We start from the raw sequence: 19,727 nt of genomic DNA, 5'->3' as shown, positions 1-19,727 counted from the left end.
ATTAATATTGTATTTATTTTATATGCTTTCATTGTGTCGACAAATGTAATAACGCTGTTTTCAATCACCAATCTTTTTCCACACGTTTTGATTTTGCTGCTTTAGCCTTCTGCAACTTGACTTTGTCCTGAACCTCTTTCTCATCCTGCTGCAACGCATTCAGAATCTGTTCAACATTTTGCTTGCTCATCTCACCTTCTTTAGGCTGTTGCTGTTGTTGGTCTTGCTGCTGCTCGTTCTGTTGCTGTTGATCCTTTTGTTGCTGATCCTGTTGTTGCTGGTCCTGTTGTTGCTGGTCCTGTTGCTGCTGGTCCTGCTTATCTTTTTGCTGCTGATCTTTGTTTTGATCCTGTTTGTCTTTATTCTGATCCTTATTTTGATCCTGCTTATCCTTATCCTGTTTGTTTTTGTCGTCCTTATTTTGTTGCTGTTGCTGCTGTTGTTGCTTCAGCATGGCCTGAGCGTAGGCCAGATTATAACGTGTTTCGTTATCTGACGGATCATTGATCAGTGAATTTTTATAGGCTGATATGCTTTGCTCGTATTGCTTTTTCCCCATAAATGCATTACCCAAATTATGATACACTTTGGCCAATTGCTCTTTATCTTCAGTAGTTTGCGACAGGATCTGAAACTGCTGAATAGCTTCATCATATTTTTTTTGTTTGATCATGGCATCGCCCAGATTGAATTTTCCCTGGTAAAGCTGATCCTTTCCTTCCAGTCCTTTCCGGTAAGCAACCTCTGCCTCTGTATATTTTTTGTCCTTAAATAATTCGTTCCCTTTACGAATCTGCTGCCTTTCCTGTTGTGCAAAAACAGACACTGTAAAAAACAGAATTAATATACTGATAACTGATCTCATCATATTTCTATTATACTCATTTCAAATTCTTTAATCCTCAATCTTTATTCTTGTGTCTTTTGTCTTTTATCTTCCTTAAACAAATTTATTCCGCTGAATAACCTGCTTTTTCTTTCGAGAATAAAAATTTCGAAAAATAAAACCACAAGTACAATCCAGGCCAGCCAATCGAACTGTTCCTCGTAATCGCTGTAAACCCTTGATTCCATTTCAGCTTTATCTAACTGATTTATATCATCATACAGTCTGTTTAATCCCACGTTCCCGTTTGATGCCCTGATTGGTTCTCCTCCACCAGCCCGGGCTATTTCCTGCAACATATTCATATCGAGCTTCGAAACGACCACATTTCCTTCTCTGTCTTTCCTAAAATCGTTGGTTCCGGGAACAGGAATCGGGGCGCCCTGTTCAAGACCCATTCCGATTGTATAAACCACAATGCCATCTTCTTTGGCTTTTTTTGCTGCTGCAACAGCATCATCCTCGTGATTCTCTCCATCGGTGATTACAATAATGGCCCTGCCGGCACCTGTCTCAGGACCAAATGATTTGATGCCCAGTTCTATGGCTTTTCCAATAGCAGTTCCCTGAACCGGAACAGAATTTGTATTAATAGTGGACAGGAACATTTTAGCTGACACATAATCGGTAGTTACCGGCAACTGAGTGTACGCATCCCCGGCAAAAACTATCAGTCCTATTTTATCATCATGTAATTTATCAAGCAATTTTGAAATGGCCTGTTTGGCTCTTTCCAGACGATTTGGTTTTATATCCTGGGCCAACATCGAATTGGAAACATCCAGCGCAATAACAATCTCAACCCCTTTGCGTTTTACAGTCTGTAGCTTTGATCCAAACTGCGGTCTGGCCAACACAAAAATCAATACAAAAAGAGAAAATAACAATAAATTATATTTCCATACCGGTCTCATGGGCGATACATCAGGCATCAGACCTTTCACGAGTTCCGGATCACCGAATTCATTCAGTTTCTTTTTGCGGCTCTTCCTGTTTGCCAGAAAAAAAAGCCATAATGCAGGAATTAAAACCAGTGCATATAATATTTCGGGATTTGCAAATCTGAACATAACTCTGTCTTTATGGCATTGTTCTTAAAACGGTTAATCTCAACAAAATCTCTGCCAGAATAAATATAGCTGCCAGCATTGCGAAGAAGAAAAATTCTTCCGTTCGTTTATTAAACTGCTTCACATCCAACTTGGTTTTCTCCAACTGATCGATCTCTTTGTAAATTGCTTTCAAACTCTCATTATCCGTGGCCCGGAAATATTTTCCTCCAGTGGTTGAGGCAATATTCCTTAACAGTCCCTCATCTAAGTTTACATCCATCATCTGATACTGTGTGGTGCCATATGGCGTTTGTATAGGCACCCTGGCTTTGCCCCTGGTTCCAACCCCAATCGTGTAGACCCTTACACCATATGTTTTTGCCATTTCAGCGGCTGTTTGCGGAGGAACTTCTCCGGCATTGTTTTCTCCATCTGTCAAAAGGATGATCACCTTTGATTTTGCCTTGCCATCCTTAATTCTGGCCACTGCCGTAGCCAGCCCCATGCCTATCGCAGTACCCTGTTCCAACTGTATGGATGGAATGTCTTTAAACAAGTTGATTAAGACTGCATGATCCGTTGTAAGCGGACATTGTGTAAAAGCCTCGCCGGCAAAAACCACTAACCCAATATTATCATCAGGGCGGCCGTTAATGAACTGCGTAGCCACATCAATGGAAGCTTCCAGACGGTTGGGCTTCAAATCCTCTGCCAGCATACTTCCAGAAATATCCATCGACAACACGATATCAATTCCCTCCGTATCGGTTTCCTGCCAGCTATTGGTAGATTGCGGCCTTGCTATAACAAGAATAATTGCAGCAATCGCTAGCATACGCAAAATGAATGGCAAATGGCGGAGATAATACTTATAACTTTTTTTTACCTGCCCGAATCCACGTAACGATGACACCTGTAAAGTAGCAGTATTTTTTTTCAGGTTCAGCACATACCAGGCAACTGCCGGCAAAATCAACAGCAGTAAAAACAGATAATGTGGATTTGCAAATATTAAATGTCCCATAACCTATTTTTGCTTTTCATCGTTAGTAACTTCACTCTCTTTGGCAATCTCCTCAATTGGTTTAACTTCTACAATTTTTGTCTGATTCACAATAAAGAAAGCGTTCATCATACTCAGATCATTTTCATCCGGTAGCGGATTCATTTTTGCAAATTTCACCAAGTCGGCCAGTATTAATATCTGTCGAAGGTTTTCCAGAACTGCATCGCCTTCCAGGTCAGCCGTTTTCATGTCCTCCAGTATCTCGTCCGATGTCTGTTCCATAGCTTTTATCTGGAATCGGTCCTCAATATAAACCCTCAGGATCTCCGTCAATCTGGTATAAAATTCCTTAATACGATCCGTTTGCCAGAGTTTTTCCTTCTTCAGTTTTTCCAGTTCATCCAGGGCCACCACATGAGCAGGCAGTTTTGGTTTTTCTCTTCTCAAGGAGAATACAGGCTCTTTGCGTTTTATTCTACGGAACAGCCAAATAAAAAGAATCACAAAACCAATCAGAAGTACACCACCTACCAACCATGGCAACATCTCTCTGAATGTGTAAGGCACATCCTCAACACCTTTAATATCGAAAATTGCCTGGGTTGTATCCACATTAAATGTGAAAACCTTTAAAGCCAGCGGGTTTGTTTCCACATAACCACCACCACTTTGCTGATCGATATTTATCCGGATAGGCGGAATCATGTAATGTCCACTATCGAATGATGTGATCAGATAACTTTTCTTCAGTAAAATATTATCTGCATCTATAGTAGTAGTATCCAGTTCCGTTCTGCCCAGAACATCAATGCTTTTTTGCAGAGTATCCCCAAATACCGGAAAATCGAGAATAACATTTTTAGGTTGCTTCACTTCCAGCCTCAAATGCGTTTGATTACCAATAAGCATCGTTACAGAATCAAGGGAAGCTTTTGCTTTGATTTCCTGTGAAAAGCAATTCACAGCAACACCTAACCAAATTAACAAACCGGCAACAAGTGAAATATTCAGTTTTAATCTGTTCATCTTAATCTTATGCTCTTTTCTTAAAAAGTGCCATTAATGCTTTCACATAATCTTCATCCGTTCTCACTGAAACAGCATCCACACCAGTTTTCTTAAACGACTGATCCAATTGCAACTGTCTGGTTTTCCAGCTTTCGGCATAACTGTTCCGTACCTTTACATCCGATGTATCAATCCATACATCCTCGTCCGTTTCAGCATCTTTAAACCTGACCAAACCTGCATTTGGCATCTCAGCTTCACGTTTATCGTAAATCTGCAAGGCAACCAGATCGTGCTTTTTAGATGCTATCATTAAAGAATCTTCAAATGATTCATCTATAAAATCGGAAATTACAAATGCTGTACACCTTTTTTTGATGGCATTAGTAAGATACTTTAAAGTCTCACCAATATTAGTCTGCCTGTGTTCAGGAGTAAAATCGATCAGTTCCCTGATGATATGAAGAATATGTTTTCGCCCTTTTTGTGGCGGGATAAATTTCTCAATACGGTCAGAAAAAAAGATGACTCCGATTTTATCGTTATTCTGAATGGCTGAAAATGCGAGTGTCGCAGCAATTTCGGTAATCATATTCTTTTTTAGTTTAGAAATGGTACCAAATTCACGACTCCCGGATACATCAATCAGCAGAACAACGGTCAACTCCCTTTCTTCTTCAAAAATCTTAACAAATGGATGGTTGAACCGGGCCGTCACATTCCAGTCTATGTTACGGATATCGTCACCGAACTGATATTCACGGACTTCACTGAATGTCATACCACGTCCTTTAAATGCGGAGTGATATTCACCGGCAAAGATGTTCCGTGATAATCCACGGGTTTTTATTTCAATCTGACGTACGCGTTTAAGCAGATCGCTTGTTTCCATAAAATCCGGAGTTGTTATTTAGCCTTCTACGGCACTTCTACCTTATTCAATATTTCGCTGATAATCTCATCTGAAGTCAGGCTGTTAGCCTCAGCTTCATATGTTAGTCCTATTCTGTGGCGCAATACATCATGACATACTGCCCTTACATCTTCAGGTATTACATATCCTCTGCGTTTAATAAATGCGTAGGAGCGTGCTGCTGTAGCAAGAGAAATAGATGCACGCGGAGATCCACCAAAAGCAATCATATTTTGCAGATTAGATAATCCAAAATCCTGCGGATAACGCGTTGCAAATACAATGTCCACAATATAGCGTTCAATTTTCTCATCCATATACACGTCCTTAACAACCTCACGCGCATTTAAAATATCTTTGGGCGTCAGTACTGCCTGTGCAGTTGGAAATACCTTTGATATATTTTGTCTGATAATCAGTTTTTCCTCATCCTTTTTAGGATAATCGATGACAACCTTCAGCATAAATCTGTCAACCTGAGCCTCAGGTAAAGGATATGTACCTTCCTGTTCAATCGGGTTTTGTGTTGCCATAACCAGAAAAGGTTTTGGTAGCGGATACGTTTTTTCACCAATGGTCACCTGCCGTTCCTGCATTGCTTCAAGCAAAGCACTTTGTACTTTTGCCGGTGCACGGTTAATCTCATCTGCTAATATGAAATTGGCAAAAATTGGTCCGTGTTTCACTATGAATTCTTCCTTTTTCTGACTGTAGATCATCGTTCCGATGACATCAGCCGGAAGCAGGTCAGGCGTGAACTGAATGCGGCTGAAATCTGCGTCAACTACATTTGCCAGTGTATTAATGGCAAGGGTTTTAGCCAGACCAGGAACACCTTCAAGCAATACATGCCCATCGGATAATAATCCAATCAGTAAAGATTCAACAAGATGCTTCTGCCCGACAATAACTTTGTTCATGCCAATGACGATGGTTTCAACAAACGCACTTTCCTTTTCGATGCGTTCATTCAATGCTCTAATATCAACTGTTTGCTCCATGCTATAAGGTTTTATCTATCTTTTCATTTATGTAAGCCTTTGATTAGGCAGCACCAAAAGTAAACGATAACACTATAAAATTGATTTAACCATTGTTAAAAAAAATTAATGGTTAAGTATATTTTAAGAAGGTTAACATATTGTAAGATCAGGCTTTAGTCAGAAAATGACGCAACTCATCTTTGGAAATATCATGCGTTAATTTACCCTCATGCGCATAGGATATTGCGCCCGTCTCTTCAGAAACAATGATGACCTGCGCGTCTGTTGCCTGTGCAACCCCAAGACCTGCCCTGTGTCTTAGCCCAAGATTTTTTGAGATATCAGTATTATGAGAAATGGGCAATATACAACTTGCAGCTTTAATCTTATTCCGGTTAATAATTACAGCACCATCATGCAATGGACTGTTTTTAAAAAAAATATTCTCCAACAGTGAGGATGAAATATTGGCATTTAATAGTTCGCCTGTTTTAGTAATATCAACAAGTTCAGACTGATTGCTTATAATAATTAAAGCTCCGGTTTTGGTCTTAGACATATTCTCACAGGCCTGGACTATCGGATTGATATAAATATTCAGCATACCACTTTTATTAGTGGCCATAACCTTTTCCCACGAAAACCATTTATCAAATTTATACCGTGAGCCCAATAGAAGTAGGAATTTCCGTATCTCTTCCTGGAAAAGAACAATAATAGCAATCACACCAACACTGACCAAAGCATCCAGTATGGAACCCAGCAGTTCCATTTCGAGAGCTTTTACCAAAAGCCAGAAAACAATAAATGAAAAGAGTCCGAAAAAAATTTTTAATGCCACGGTACCTCTTATCAGCTTATACAACTGGAAAAGCAGTAATGCTACCAGTGTAATATCAAGTATATCAATAGGTCGTAGCTCTAAAAACATTAGTTTATATTATGAATGTGTATTAACATAAATACGAATACACTCTTTTGCTGCCCTTACATCATGAACCCTTAAAATGTTGGCACCGTTTTGCAATGCAATAATATTAGCAGCAACCGTACCTTCAAGACTATGATCCTGTGTTGTTTCAAGGGTTTTATATATCATGGACTTTCTGGATAAACCAACAAGAAGCGGTAATTCAAAAACCTTGAATTCATCGAGTCTGGCCAATAGTTCAAAATTATTTTCAAGTGTTTTACCAAAACCAAATCCCGGATCCAGTATAATATCACTTACTCCCATAAGTCTGAGTTTATCGACTTTTTCGGAAAAATATTTGACAATTTCCCTGAATAGATTTTCATAAAACGGTTCCGTCTGCATGGTTTCCGGCGTACCTTTCATGTGCATCAAAATGTAAGGGACACGAAGATCGGCAATGGTTTCAAACATTTTTTGATCCATGCTACCAGCTGAGATATCGTTTATCATGTTAACATTAAATTCATTCACAACGTTACGGGCTACTCCTGACCGGAATGTGTCAACAGATAAAACTATATCAGGATATGACGAACGAATCTCATCCAAAACGGGCAACAGCCGGTTTAATTCTTCCTGTTCACTTATTAGTTTTGATCCGGGACGAGAGGACCAGCCCCCCACATCAATAATGTCAACACCCTCCTCAACCATTACTTTTACCCTCTCAAGAGCATTATCAGGACTAAAAAACCTTCCCCCGTCAAAAAAAGAATCCGGGGTGATGTTAAGTATCCCCATAACTACCGGATCTTCAATCGAATAAAGAGATCCGTTTATATTCAAATGGTTTTGTTTTTTAAAAACTTTAGCCACAAATCAGAATTTGATATAATTTTTTACAAAAATAGGTGTTTTAATGAAAGTAGGAAACATTAATTAAAGTCTAAAAAAATTAAACTTTAACATTGTGTTTGTAAATAAATTATTAAAAAAATAATTCTTTAAACAATAAGGTTTGGTTTAAATAGTTATATTTGCAACGATTAGATACATAATTTTTATAAAGCTATGAAGCTGAAGACCATTTTGTATTATACCATTATTGCTACTGTACTCTCTTCTTGCGGAGCAGGTTCAGGAGGTAAAAATGAATCCGGAACTACGGGCTGGGTTTATAACGATGATAAATATGGAGGTTTCGAAGTAACTGACGAGCGCCAGTTTTACAACAACCGCGTTATGCCTCCGGGCATGATATATATTAAGGGCGGTACATTTACCATGGGACGTATTTCAGGGGAGGTTTTAACTGATGCGAATAATATGCCAAGACGGGTAACTGTTTCCAGCTTTTATATGGACCAGTTTGAAATCAGTAATCTGCAGTGGAGAGAATACCTTCATTGGTTAAGTGTTGTTTATCATAATATGCCGGGTGTAGCAGAGAAGGCTTTACCTGACACAACAGTATGGAGAAGGGAATTAGCCTTTAACGAACCTTATGTAGCAGGTTATTTCAGGCATGTGGCGTATAATAACTACCCTGTTGTTGGCGTGAGCTGGGAACAGGCCGATGAATTCTGTCGATGGAGAACAGACAGAGTGAATGAAAAGATTCTGGCAGATCGTGGCTACCTTTCATTACCGGATTTTGCAACAATAAAATCAATGACCAGTCAGGACTCCATCAATAATATGGTATTTAACACTTCAAAATATCTTTTCAATACAACCTACAGACCAGCTGACAGAAAAGGAAATTCAGTTACCAAAACGAACTGGGACGAAGGTCATCTCTTACCAGAATACAGGCTTCCTTTTGAAGCAGAATGGGAATACGCTGCATATGGCATGATTGGTATCGAAGGAGAAGAAAACTACGGACAAAGAAGGATCTATCCCTGGGATGGTCATAGTCTTAGAAATCCTGCAAAAGAGTTCAGAGGTCTGATGCTTGCAAACTTCGCACGTGGCCGTGGTGACATGGGTGGTATGGCAAGCCGGCCAAATGATGGCTTTACAGCCACTGCACCGGTTGACTATTTCCAGCCTAACGATTACGGATTGTTCAATATGGCCGGAAATGTAAACGAGTGGGTTGCAGATGTATACAGAACACAGAGCTATAAATTTGTAGAAGAATATAACCCATACCGTGGTAACGAATTCAAGGAAATTGAATGGGAATATAAAAACATCGATGGTAATATGGTTAAAATACCTGCATCCGATTCACTGGGAAGAGTAAAATACGTTCTTCTTGATAGTTTGAATGATGTAAGAAATGCCAAAGATGGTGATCCTGCCTCACATCTTGAAGACTGGACAGCTCAGTTATCACCGGAAAAGGCAACCGACAAAATGTATGGCGGAACAACCAATGAAGAAAAAGTTCTTGCATCCAGAGTATCAAACGATGTAAGGGTATTTAAAGGTGGAGGATGGAGAGACAGGCCATACTGGTTGCAACCTGCAAATCGGCGTTTCCTCGATCAGGGTAAGGCCAGGGACGATTTGGGATTCCGATGCGCAATGACTTATTTAGGAACAGATATGTAAAACATTTAAACCCTGGCTTTTGCCGGGGTTTTTTATTGATGGTATATGATTAATCCCGGAATAGAGACACTTTATAACCTGTACTCCACTAATCCTGTAATTACCACTGATAGTAGGGATTGTCCCCGGGGCAGTATTTTCTTTGCATTAAAGGGAGATAATTTCAACGGCAACTGCTTTGCTCTGAACGCATTGGAAAATGGATGCAGTATTGCAGTTATCGATGAAGAAGAATTTTATATAGAAGATGGTAGACATATATTGGTCAGCAATGTGCTTGTATCCTTACAGAAGTTAGCTAATTTTCACAGAAGAAAATTTACCATTCCCGTGATAGGCATTACGGGTACAAATGGAAAAACAACGACTAAGGAATTAATATCCAGTGTACTTTCACAAAAATTTAACACACACTTCACAAAAGGTAATTTTAATAACCATATTGGGGTTCCCCTTACGCTTCTTCAACTTACCAGCAAACACGAGATGGCAATCATTGAAATGGGAGCCAATCATCCTGGAGAAATAGGTGAATTAAGCAAAATTGCAGAACCGGACTACGGAATAATTACTAACATTGGGAAAGCACATCTTGAAGGTTTCGGATCTTACGAAATTGTTATCAGGACTAAAAACGAACTTTTCGGTTTCATTCGTTCAAAACATGGAAAACTGTTTGTTAATCAGACCAATGAACTATTAATGCGTCTATCTGAGGGGATCGAAAGAATTCTTTACGGAATGGAAAAAGTTAAAGTTAATCCAGAACAAAGTTCGCCTTTACTGGAATTAATTTATAAAAAATCAGAGTCGAATGAAATTGTGAGAACAAATCTTATTGGAAAATATAATCTGGAAAATATTCAGGCAGCTGTATGTATTGGTATTTTTTTTGGCGTTTCAGATGATAAAATTATTAATGCTATTAAAAATTATCAACCAACAAATAATCGTTCACAGGTACTTAAAACGCAGAAAAACACACTTATTCTCGACATGTATAATGCTAACCCTACCAGTATGGCTGCAGCTATAACTGAATTTCAGTCATCAGGATTTAGTAATAAAGTTGCTATAATAGGCGATATGAAAGAGCTTGGTGAATTTGCTGAAAAAGAGCATAAAACAATTTTAAATTTGTTTGAAAGAAAACTTTTTTCTCGCTTAATTTGCATCGGTGAAGTTTTTACAAAATTTAATGATAAATATCCCCAGATTGAGTTTTATCCTACGACAGAAGTGGCGTTGGAACAAATTGCTTTAAAACCCATTACAAATTCTTACATTTTGCTAAAAGGTTCAAGGAGCATGAAATTAGAAATCCTGTTAACAGAGTTATAGGTATCTTGCAAAAAATCTATTATATTTAAGGAGCGTAAAATATTAAAACAATGAGTTATCTCCAATTCGAGAAACAAGACCTCATAAATCTTGAAATCTCATTAGACAAAGAACTATTAAGAACGAGCCGAACAGGTGCATACAGTTGTTCAACAATAAGTGCCTGCAACACCAGGAAATATCATGGGTTACTGGTTTGCCCGGTTCCGGAACTTGATAACGACCCACACGTATTGCTTTCATCATTAGATGAAACTGTGGTTCAACACGAATCCGAATTTAATCTCGCACTGCATAAATTCGACAATGAGCACTATTCTCCTAAAGGTCATAAATATATCCGTGAATTTGAATGTGAAACAATTCCGAAAGTAACCTACCGGGTTGGAGGTGTTATTCTTACAAAAGAGAAGGTATTTATTTCTGGAGAAGACCGGGTTTTGCTGCGTTATACCTTAGTAGATGCACATTCGCCTGTCATCATGAAATTCAAACCTCTGCTGGCATTCAGAAATTACCACGCCCTAAGCGGTTCTAACATGAATGTCAATCACAACCACAGGATCATTGAAAACGGTATAGCCACAAGCATGTACGATGGTTATCCCGAGCTTGCGATGCAATTTTCAAAAACCGTAGAATATGTAGCTGTACCTCATTGGTATTATGGAGTTGAATACAGAAAAGAACAGGAACGTGGATATGATTTCAAAGAGGATTTGTTCTCTCCAGGATTTTTTGAGCTACCAATTAAAAAGGGAGAAAGCATAATATTTTCTGCCGGAACAAGTGAAATAAACACTAAAGGGTTAAAGCAGAAATTTAATGCTGAAGTTAAAAACAGGTCACCGAGAAATAATTTTATTAATTGTTTGAAAAATTCAGCTCACCAGTTTATTGTCTATAAAGAAAACAGAGCAGATATTAAAGCTGGTTATCCATGGCTTCCGATACGCGGCAGGGATACATTTATAGCTTTGCCCGGATTATCTTTATCCATAGGAGGCACACAACCATTCAGAAATACATTTAAGAATATTATTTCTGATATGAATCTTTACCTCGACAAACATATTATACCTCCGGGCATTCAGGATTATGATGCCCCTGATGTATTGCTTTGGGCTGCCTGGTCACTCCAAAAACTTACAGGAACTATCGGACTGGAATTCAGTAATTACGAAGCTGTATATGGTAAAGCAATAAAATATATTATTGATGGTAATGTCAATCGACTTAGCTTACACGATAACGGCTTACTATATGTTGATGGACAAGACATTCCCGGCTCCTGGATGAACGCTGTTTCTGAAGGCAAACCATCTGTATACAGAAGTGGTTATCTCATAGAAGCCAACGCACTATGGTATAATGCATTATGTTATTACAGAGATAACTGTTCGCCAAAATGCAAACAGAAAAAGCTGATTAAAGAAATTATAGCAAAAGTTGAAAAGAGCTTTTTAGGGATATTTAAAAACGGAGACAGTACTGCTTTGTATGACTTTGTTGATCCGGCCAATAATTATAAATGCAGAATTATCAGACCGAACATGCTTTTTGCTGTTTCACTTGATTATTCACCCATAGAAAAAGATCTTCAGAAAAAAGTACTGGATGTTATTGAAAAGAATTTGTTAACTCCACGTGGGTTACGGTCACTCTCACCGAGGGAACCTGATTTTGTTGGTGATCTTCATGGCAACCAGCATTTCAGGGACAAATATTACTTTAACGGTTCAGTTTGGCCATGGCTACTGGGATCTTTTACCGATGCATATTTAAAAATATACAAGAATAGCGGGGTGCATTATCTTCAGACTTTACTTGATGAATTTGATGTTGAAATGACCCATAACTGTATCGGTTCAATATCAGAATATTATAATGGCAACCCACCCCATGAAGGACACGGCGCTATTTCTTCAGCGATTAATGTGGCTGAACTGCTGAGAATTGCATTGAAATTACAGGATTTAGAAAAAAATAATACTTTATGAAGGTACTCATGTTTGGGTGGGAATTTCCACCTCATATATCTGGCGGACTGGGAACAGCAAGCTATGGATTAACAAGGGGACTCTCTGCACAAAAAGACCTTGATATAATCTTTGTTGTTCCAAAAGCCTATGGCGACGAAGACACCTCACGCATGAGCCTGATTGGTGCCAATAAGATTCCTATAACCAAAACAAAAGTTGAGTTAAAAGAAAACAATACCCGAATTGAATATCTGGAAGTTTCTTCAAGAATTGTACCTTATGTTGATCCGGAAGAATATTGGAAGTTACTTGACTATAATGTGTCGACAGAATATAAAACAGTCCAGACTAAAGATGACGGTACGATTGATTTCAGCGGGACTTACGGAGCCAATCTTTTAGAAGAAATTTACAACTACTCGCTTGTTGCTGAAGTTATTGCCAGAGACTATGATTTTGACGTGATCCATGCCCACGACTGGCTGGCATATCCTGCAGGAATGGCTGCGAAAAGGGTTTCCGGAAAACCACTTGTTCTGCATGTTCATGCCACAGATTTTGACCGCAGCCGTGGAAATGTGAACCCGGAGGTTTACAGAATGGAAAAAGAGGGGCTGGATTATGCTGACAAAATTATTTCGGTAAGTAATCTGACCCGAAACACCGTTATAGAAAAATACTTTATTGACCCGGCAAAAGTTACGACCGTTTACAATGCCGTAGAACCGATAAGCAATCTCGATAAACTAAAAATCAAGAAAGGCATAGATGATAAGGTGGTTACCTTTTTAGGCAGGATCACCATGCAGAAAGGCCCGGAATATTTTGTTGAAGCAGCTTACAGAGTTTTACAAAAAATGAGTAACGTGCGGTTTGTAATGGCAGGTTCCGGCGATATGATGAGAAAAATGATCTCGATGGCAGCATCACGAAAAATCGCTGACAGGTTTCATTTTACCGGATTTCTTAAAGGGGATCAGGTGTTTGAAATGCTTAAGGTTAGTGACGTATATATAATGCCATCCGTTTCTGAGCCCTTTGGTATATCACCTCTTGAAGCAATGCAATCCAATGTTCCCGTAATTATTTCCAAACAATCCGGTGTTGCTGAGATTTTAACTCATGCATTTAAAGTTGACTACTGGGACATTGACGCGACAGCCGACATGATATACGGGTTACTAAATTATCCTGCTTTAAGTTCTATGTTTAAAAAAATGGGGCGGATTGAAGTGGATAACCTTAAATGGGAAAATGCAGCCCTTAAGGTTAGAGAAGTATATAACTCAGTTTACAGTCCAAAATAATCCTTTATGAAAACGATTTGTTTCTATTTCCAGGTTCATCAACCTTTCAGACTAAAAAGGTATCGTTTTTTTGATATTGGCAACGATCATTATTATTACGATGATTATACGAATGAATCTATAACAACAAAAGTTGCCTACAACTCATATCTTCCAGCAAACAAACTGATTCTAAGTCTGATAAAAAAACACAAAGGTGCATTTAAAGTTGCCTATTCCATCTCGGGGCTTGCACTGGAGCATTTTGAACTTTATGCTCCTGAAGTTTTAGAAAGTTTTAAGGAATTGGCAGCCACAGGTCAGGTTGAATTTTTAGCTGAGACATATGCCCATTCTCTGGCAGCTTTAAAAACAAAAAGTGGTTTCAAACAACAGATTGAAAAGCACAGTGAAAAGATTGAAGAATTATTCGGGCAAAAACCTACAGTTTTCAGAAACACTGAGCTCATTTATTCCGATGAAATGGGACTGACTATTTCTGAGCTGGGTTTTAAGGCAATGCTAACAGAAGGTGCAAAGCATGTTTTGGGTTGGAAAAGTCCCAATTTCATGTACTGCAATAGTCTGAATCCAAAACTTAAAGTTTTACTCAGAAATTATAAACTTAGTGACGATATAGCGTTCAGGTTTTCAAATTCTGCCTGGAGCGAACATCCATTAACCGCTGACAAGTATATTGGATGGATTAATTCTCATGATCAAAAGGAAGAGGTTTTCAACATCTTTATGGACTATGAAACCTTTGGTGAGCATCAGAAAGCTGATACGGGAATTTTTGACTTTATTAAGTCATTACCTGAAGTGGCCATCAAAAATAAATTCAAATTTGCCACACCATCTGAGGTTGCAAAATCCTTTAATCCGATCTCTGCCATTCATGTTCCATATCCAATTTCATGGGCTGATGAGGAACGTGATCTTACGGCCTGGCTTGGGAATGAACTTCAGGATGAAGCATTTAATAAATTGTACAAACTAAAACATCTGGTTGATAAAGTAGATGATTTTGTTTTGAAAAAGAACTGGCAATATCTGCAGTGCAGCGACCATTTTTATTATATGTGTACCAAGTTTTTCTCCGATGGAGAGGTTCATGCTTATTTTAATCCTTACGACTCACCTTACGATGCATTCATGAATTATATGAATGTTCTGAGCGACTTTGAACTGCAGCTCAAGGAAGCAACAAAAGGGATGGATGAAAAAACATTAAAAATAGCTTCTCTTGAAAAAGAGCTGGAGGAAACCAAAAAGCAGCTTAAATCCATTCAGACTAAAATTGAAGTCAGAAACGAAGTAAAACCTGTGGCAGCTACCAAAACAACTACGTCAAAAAGTGCTGCAACAAAAACATCTGCTAAGAAAATTACAAAAACCAAAACAACCGTAAAAGGTACAGCGAAACCGAAGGCAACTTCCAAATCAGCACCAAAAACAAAAGGCAAAAAATAAAAACTGATCTAAATATTTACAATATTTTTAACCTTGCAAATTTAAGTAGCAAGGTTTTTTTTCCGGCAGTTTCAAAGTCAACGATGGCTTTTTCACCCTGTAAAGTAATAACTTTTCCTTTACCGAATCTTATATGCTCTACCGTATCTCCTGCCTTGATATTTTCAGCAGGATCCGGTTTAAAATCAGACGTGTCCCTTACCGGAGTGTTTCTTTCAGGTCTCTTAAACCGTGTACTTGCAGATTCTGTCTTCTTCCTGTTCACAAAACCTTGCCTGTCCTTATTGGCTCGATTTACTAAACCATTCCCCAACAGCAGGCCAACAGATTGTGGATTATCATAAAATTCCAGATCAATATCTCTTAAAAAACGGCTCGGTTTACAAAAAACAGGTGTTCCAAAACGGTAACGCGACTTCGCAAACGAAACAGTACAGTTAACTTCGGCTCTTGTTACTGCAACATAAAATAAACGTCGCTCTTCTTCCATATCCTTTGGATTATCCATAGCTTTGGCCGAGGGGAAAAGCTCTTCTTCCAGTCCGGTAACAAATACATTTTTAAATTCAAGACCTTTTGACGCGTGTACAGTCATCAGGGTTACTTTATTCCGGTCTTCCTCTTTTTCATTATCCTGATCAGTTAACAGGGAAACCTCCTGCAGAAAATGTTCTATCCCGTCCGGACTTCCTTCTTCTCTGGCAGAATCGGCAAAATCCCGGATTGCATTCAGAAGTTCCTCAATGTTTTCAAGCCGGCTAACATTCTCTGGTGAATTATCTGATTTTAATTCTTTAACCAATCCTGATTTATACGCTACCTCATATGCCAGTTCGTAGGCATTGCCTTCCTCGGAAATTGTTCTCATCTGAACAATCAGATTTCCAAACCGGGTCAGCTTATTTGCAGTACCGGAATTAACATTAAGATTGTACCTGAGCGGATCCAGACAGACTTTTAGTATTGGTTCATGATTAACCGCAACCATTTCAGACAATTTATCCAGGGTTGTTTTTCCTATTCCTCTGGCAGGGAAGTTTATCACTCTCTTCAAGGCTTCATCATCTGAAGGATTAATAATAAGCCTGAAGTAAGCCAGTAAATCTTTAATTTCCTTGCGCTGGTAAAAAGATAATCCTCCATAAATTTTATATGGAACATTGCGTTTTCTCAAGGCCTCTTCAAATACTCTGGACTGTGCATTTGTTCTGTAAAGAATCGCGAAATCCTGGTAATCGAAATGATCACGAAGGCGCAATTCATTTAAACGGTTTACCACTAAAACACCTTCCTCCACATCGCTGTAAGCATTTATAAAAGATATTTTATTCCCGGTATCATTTTCAGAAAATATATTCTTTTTATACTGATCCTTGTTTTTATCTATCAAACTGTTTGCTGCTAAAACAATAGTTTGTGTTGATCGATAGTTCTGTTCCAGCTTATATACATTGCATCCGGGAAAATCCTTCGGGAACCTGAGAATATTATCAACTTTTGCTCCCCTAAAACTATAAATGCTCTGGGCATCATCCCCAACCACACAAATATTCCGGTGAACTTCTGACAGCTTTTTTATAATAAGGTATTGCGCCATATTGGTATCCTGATACTCATCCACCAAAACATACCTGAACTGATCCTGGTATTTTCTCAACACATCAGGATGGTCCCTGAACAGAATATTAGTATATAACAATAAATCATCGAAATCCATTGCCCCAGCCCTTTTACAACGATTTGCATACATCTTGTAAATCAGGCTTATCTGCGGCATTTTGTTCATGCCGTCGGTCTGAACCAATTGTGAATTAGACTCGTAAGCACCAGGTGTAATAAGATTATTTTTGGCAAGCGATATTCTGGATTGAATGTAACCGGGTTTATATACTTTGTCATCCAGCTTCAGCTCCTTAACAATGGTTTTTATCAATGATTTGGAATCGGAGGTATCGTAGATAGTGAATGTAGCAGGAAATCCAAGCATCTCACTTTCCTTACGCAGAATTCTTGAAAAGATTGAATGAAAGGTACCCATCCATAAATACCGGGCAACCTGATATCCGGCAATTCTGGCTATACGGTCCTTCATTTCCCTGGCAGCCTTATTAGTAAAGGTCAGGGCAAGTATCGATCCCGGATTTACACCATTATTTAAAAGATGAGCAATACGGTAGGTTAGTACCCTTGTTTTTCCCGACCCTGCTCCAGCAAGCACCAGGGATGGTCCATCCGTATGTATAACCGCTTCTTTCTGAGCGCTGTTTAATTCCTTTAAAAAATCTTTCACTTTACAGGATTAAAACCTCAAATTTAATACCTTGACATGTGGAAGGCAAAATCACTTCTGCATACTTATTAACAAAATTCCTGCAGCAATTAATAATTATTAAATTCAATGATTATTTTTTAACGCTATCATCAATTACCTTTGTAGAGCAAAAGCACAATTAGGCTTTTTCATAAGGTTATATTAGGTTAATAGGTTATGGTTAAGGGGTGGGCCACCACCCCTTAATTTTTTTGTGCTTTTAATTTAAATCCTGATTTTTTACAAATTGAAAAAAGTTTGGATTTTTTTTTTTTGAACCATTGCAAAAATAAATTCTTGTTGTATATTTGCACCGCCTTTAACAATAAGGGCTGATCAATAAAGCGATTGATCAACATTTTTGGTTTGGTAGTTCAGTTGGTTAGAATACATGCCTGTCACGCATGGGGTCGCGGGTTCGAGTCCCGTCCAGACCGCCTTCGCTCGCCGAAGTCACCGGATAACCGGTACGAAGGCGAGCTTTTTATTTTTACTAAAAAACCTCATTTGATCTGTTTTTGCAGTTCTGATTCTGTATTTTTGAAGGAAATAAAAGTGATAGAGAAACGGCTAGCGTAAAAGCCATGAGATAACTTACCAGTCTTTCCGAAATTCCGGTTGGATCAGTCAACCATGTTTTCCATACAATGGCTGATAATGTTCCGCCGACTAATGAACCGTACAATCCGAAAACCGAAAACCGTTTCCAGAACAGAAGCAATAAAACAGCAGGTCCAAAAGATGCTCCAATACCCGACCACGCATAGGAGACCAGTCCGTAAACCGTTTCTTCCATTGAAATTGCAAAACCAAATGCAACAATCCCCACCACAATTACCAGAATCCTATTAATCAGCAATTTTTGTTTTTGCGAAAACTTCTTTCTTTTCAGGCTCTCAACAAGATCTTCACTTATGGCTGTGGATGCCACCATTAATTGTGATGAAGCAGTTGACATCATTGCACTTATGGCTCCTGACAATAATATACCTGCCAATATCGGATTCAGGAGCAACATAACCATTGTCGGCATAATTTTTTCGGCATCTTCAGCTAAAGATGCTGCTGCATTGCCAAGCAAACCGGCCTGTACCATCTTATATCCCATCAAACCAATCATAAATGCTCCACCATATGCCAATGTGGTCCAGATAACAGCCACTCTCCTGCCCTGTAAAGTTTCCTTCCTGTTCCGCAGGGCCATCATTCGCGTAAGCAATTGTGGTTGGCCTGTATATCCGAATGCCCAGCTTAGCCCATTAACAATCAACAGAAATGAGAAGATCCCTGCTCCTCCGGATTGTGAATAAGACTCTGGGATTGTAGTAAATAATCCTGATAAATCCACCCCATTATTCTGAGCAATTACAATAGCAACACCGGGCAATACAATACAGGTTATTGCCATTAATATGGCCTGAAACGCATCTGTTGCCACTACTGTTATAAAACCTCCCAACATAGTATAAACAGTTACGAGTAATGAACCCAAAACCATACCCCATACAGGATCAATACCAAATGTATTATTGAATATTTTTCCAGCTCCTGAAAACTGAGAAGCAATGTATAACATGAAAAAGAAGATAATAATCACAGATGTAATTATGGTAATGCTTTTATGATGGTTCCTGAATCTATGTGTAAACAATGAAGAAACGGTAAGTGCGGATGTTTTCTGCTGCATTTCTCTGAGTGGCTGAGCCATAAAAAACCAGATGAACAGAATTCCTGCCACACATCCTACAGCAACCCAGACTGCAGCTATACCTTCGGCATAAGCATGACCTGTTAACCCAAGAAGCAACCAGGCAGATTCACCTGTGGCACGTTCTGAGAGCGCTAGGGAGTATCCCGATAATTTATGGCCACCTATCACAAAATCGGTATTTGATTTGGATTTCCGGGCAGACCACGCAACAATAAAAATTAACAATACCAGATAGAGAATAAAAACAAAAGTCATTTAGTATTATTTTGAACGGAAATTTAGGGCAGAAAAAACAAA

Annotated in this window: 15 protein-coding genes and 1 tRNA gene; 6 read left to right on the top strand and 10 right to left on the bottom strand. The window is 38.7% G+C overall.

The features are described 5' to 3' along the window. Positions 1-64: 64 nt before the first annotated feature. From ACE1ET_RS10120 to folP, 8 genes are all read right to left on the bottom strand, one after another. Complete coding sequence (locus tag ACE1ET_RS10120; protein WP_375728279.1) at positions 65-868, bottom strand: tetratricopeptide repeat protein; 804 nt, start codon at positions 866-868, stop codon at positions 65-67. A 41-nt stretch (positions 869-909) separates the two neighbouring features. Further along, positions 910-1,956 carry a vWA domain-containing protein gene (locus ACE1ET_RS10115; RefSeq protein ID WP_375728278.1) on the bottom strand — a complete coding sequence of 349 codons (1,047 nt, stop codon included), beginning with the start codon at positions 1,954-1,956 and terminating at the stop codon, positions 910-912. Positions 1,957-1,966: 10 nt separating this feature from the next. Further along, positions 1,967-2,962 (bottom strand): vWA domain-containing protein, encoded by a 996-nt coding sequence (locus tag ACE1ET_RS10110; protein WP_375728277.1) that lies wholly within the window; start codon positions 2,960-2,962, stop codon positions 1,967-1,969. A gap of 3 nt (positions 2,963-2,965) precedes the next feature. Further along, a complete protein-coding gene (locus tag ACE1ET_RS10105) occupies positions 2,966-3,970 on the bottom strand; it encodes a hypothetical protein (protein ID WP_375728276.1) in 1,005 nt (334 codons plus the stop codon). A 7-nt stretch (positions 3,971-3,977) separates the two neighbouring features. Further along, complete coding sequence (locus ACE1ET_RS10100) at positions 3,978-4,844, bottom strand: DUF58 domain-containing protein (protein WP_375728275.1); 867 nt, start codon at positions 4,842-4,844, stop codon at positions 3,978-3,980. Between the two features lie 26 nt (positions 4,845-4,870). Next, positions 4,871-5,866, bottom strand: a complete 996-nt coding sequence (locus tag ACE1ET_RS10095) for an AAA family ATPase (protein ID WP_473774474.1) — start codon at positions 5,864-5,866, stop codon at positions 4,871-4,873. Positions 5,867-6,014: 148 nt separating this feature from the next. After that, complete coding sequence (gene cdaA, locus ACE1ET_RS10090; RefSeq protein WP_375728274.1) at positions 6,015-6,779, bottom strand: diadenylate cyclase CdaA; 765 nt, start codon at positions 6,777-6,779, stop codon at positions 6,015-6,017. Between the two features lie 9 nt (positions 6,780-6,788). Beyond that, entirely contained in the window at positions 6,789-7,640 is an 852-nt protein-coding gene (gene folP, locus ACE1ET_RS10085; RefSeq protein WP_375728273.1) for a dihydropteroate synthase, read from the bottom strand. 195 nt (positions 7,641-7,835) lie between these two features. Here folP and ACE1ET_RS10080 point away from each other — a divergent pair, with 195 nt between their 5' ends. Genes ACE1ET_RS10080 through ACE1ET_RS10060 form a run of 5 tightly spaced genes read left to right on the top strand, consistent with a single transcriptional unit; the run spans position 7,836 to position 15,408 of the window. Next, entirely contained in the window at positions 7,836-9,326 is a 1,491-nt protein-coding gene (locus ACE1ET_RS10080) for an SUMF1/EgtB/PvdO family nonheme iron enzyme (RefSeq protein WP_375728272.1), read from the top strand. 45 nt (positions 9,327-9,371) lie between these two features. After that, positions 9,372-10,667 carry a UDP-N-acetylmuramoyl-tripeptide--D-alanyl-D-alanine ligase gene (locus ACE1ET_RS10075; protein WP_375728271.1) on the top strand — a complete coding sequence of 432 codons (1,296 nt, stop codon included), beginning with the start codon at positions 9,372-9,374 and terminating at the stop codon, positions 10,665-10,667. Positions 10,668-10,717: 50 nt separating this feature from the next. After that, positions 10,718-12,667: a glycogen debranching enzyme N-terminal domain-containing protein gene (locus ACE1ET_RS10070; protein ID WP_375728270.1), complete on the top strand. Its 1,950-nt coding sequence runs from the start codon at positions 10,718-10,720 to the stop codon at positions 12,665-12,667. Continuing rightward, positions 12,664-13,956, top strand: a complete 1,293-nt coding sequence (locus ACE1ET_RS10065) for a glycosyltransferase family 4 protein (protein WP_375728269.1) — start codon at positions 12,664-12,666, stop codon at positions 13,954-13,956. The genes ACE1ET_RS10070 and ACE1ET_RS10065 overlap by 4 nt, the downstream gene beginning before the upstream one ends. Positions 13,957-13,962: 6 nt before the next feature. Then, complete coding sequence (locus ACE1ET_RS10060) at positions 13,963-15,408, top strand: glycoside hydrolase family 57 protein (RefSeq protein WP_375728268.1); 1,446 nt, start codon at positions 13,963-13,965, stop codon at positions 15,406-15,408. 16 nt (positions 15,409-15,424) lie between these two features. Here ACE1ET_RS10060 and ACE1ET_RS10055 read toward each other — a convergent pair whose 3' ends face one another. Beyond that, positions 15,425-17,698 carry an ATP-dependent helicase gene (locus ACE1ET_RS10055; protein ID WP_375728267.1) on the bottom strand — a complete coding sequence of 758 codons (2,274 nt, stop codon included), beginning with the start codon at positions 17,696-17,698 and terminating at the stop codon, positions 15,425-15,427. Between the two features lie 384 nt (positions 17,699-18,082). On the opposite strand from ACE1ET_RS10055, the gene ACE1ET_RS10050 reads away from it, so the two are divergent. After that, positions 18,083-18,156, top strand: a tRNA-Asp gene (locus tag ACE1ET_RS10050). 56 nt (positions 18,157-18,212) lie between these two features. Here the strand turns inward: ACE1ET_RS10050 and ACE1ET_RS10045 are convergent. Further along, positions 18,213-19,685 carry a sodium/proline symporter gene (locus ACE1ET_RS10045; protein ID WP_375728266.1) on the bottom strand — a complete coding sequence of 491 codons (1,473 nt, stop codon included), beginning with the start codon at positions 19,683-19,685 and terminating at the stop codon, positions 18,213-18,215. Positions 19,686-19,727 lie beyond the last annotated feature (42 nt).

This window comes from Quyinboa mangrovi (assembly GCF_042219825.1).
Lineage (GTDB): Bacteria > Bacteroidota > Bacteroidia > Bacteroidales > UBA5342 > JBHJHP01.
This window is presented reverse-complemented; position numbering and strand designations above follow the sequence as displayed.

Coding starts and splice junctions, on each gene's coding strand:
- ACE1ET_RS10120 (WP_375728279.1), bottom strand. CDS start 868: ATGATGAGATCAGTTATCAGTATATTAATTCTGTTTTTTACAGTGTCT.
- ACE1ET_RS10115 (WP_375728278.1), bottom strand. CDS start 1,956: ATGTTCAGATTTGCAAATCCCGAAATATTATATGCACTGGTTTTAATT.
- ACE1ET_RS10110 (WP_375728277.1), bottom strand. CDS start 2,962: ATGGGACATTTAATATTTGCAAATCCACATTATCTGTTTTTACTGCTG.
- ACE1ET_RS10105 (WP_375728276.1), bottom strand. CDS start 3,970: ATGAACAGATTAAAACTGAATATTTCACTTGTTGCCGGTTTGTTAATT.
- ACE1ET_RS10100 (WP_375728275.1), bottom strand. CDS start 4,844: ATGGAAACAAGCGATCTGCTTAAACGCGTACGTCAGATTGAAATAAAA.
- ACE1ET_RS10095 (WP_473774474.1), bottom strand. CDS start 5,866: ATGGAGCAAACAGTTGATATTAGAGCATTGAATGAACGCATCGAAAAG.
- cdaA (WP_375728274.1), bottom strand. CDS start 6,779: ATGTTTTTAGAGCTACGACCTATTGATATACTTGATATTACACTGGTA.
- ACE1ET_RS10080 (WP_375728272.1), top strand. CDS start 7,836: ATGAAGCTGAAGACCATTTTGTATTATACCATTATTGCTACTGTACTC.
- ACE1ET_RS10075 (WP_375728271.1), top strand. CDS start 9,372: ATGATTAATCCCGGAATAGAGACACTTTATAACCTGTACTCCACTAAT.
- ACE1ET_RS10070 (WP_375728270.1), top strand. CDS start 10,718: ATGAGTTATCTCCAATTCGAGAAACAAGACCTCATAAATCTTGAAATC.
- ACE1ET_RS10065 (WP_375728269.1), top strand. CDS start 12,664: ATGAAGGTACTCATGTTTGGGTGGGAATTTCCACCTCATATATCTGGC.
- ACE1ET_RS10060 (WP_375728268.1), top strand. CDS start 13,963: ATGAAAACGATTTGTTTCTATTTCCAGGTTCATCAACCTTTCAGACTA.
- ACE1ET_RS10045 (WP_375728266.1), bottom strand. CDS start 19,685: ATGACTTTTGTTTTTATTCTCTATCTGGTATTGTTAATTTTTATTGTT.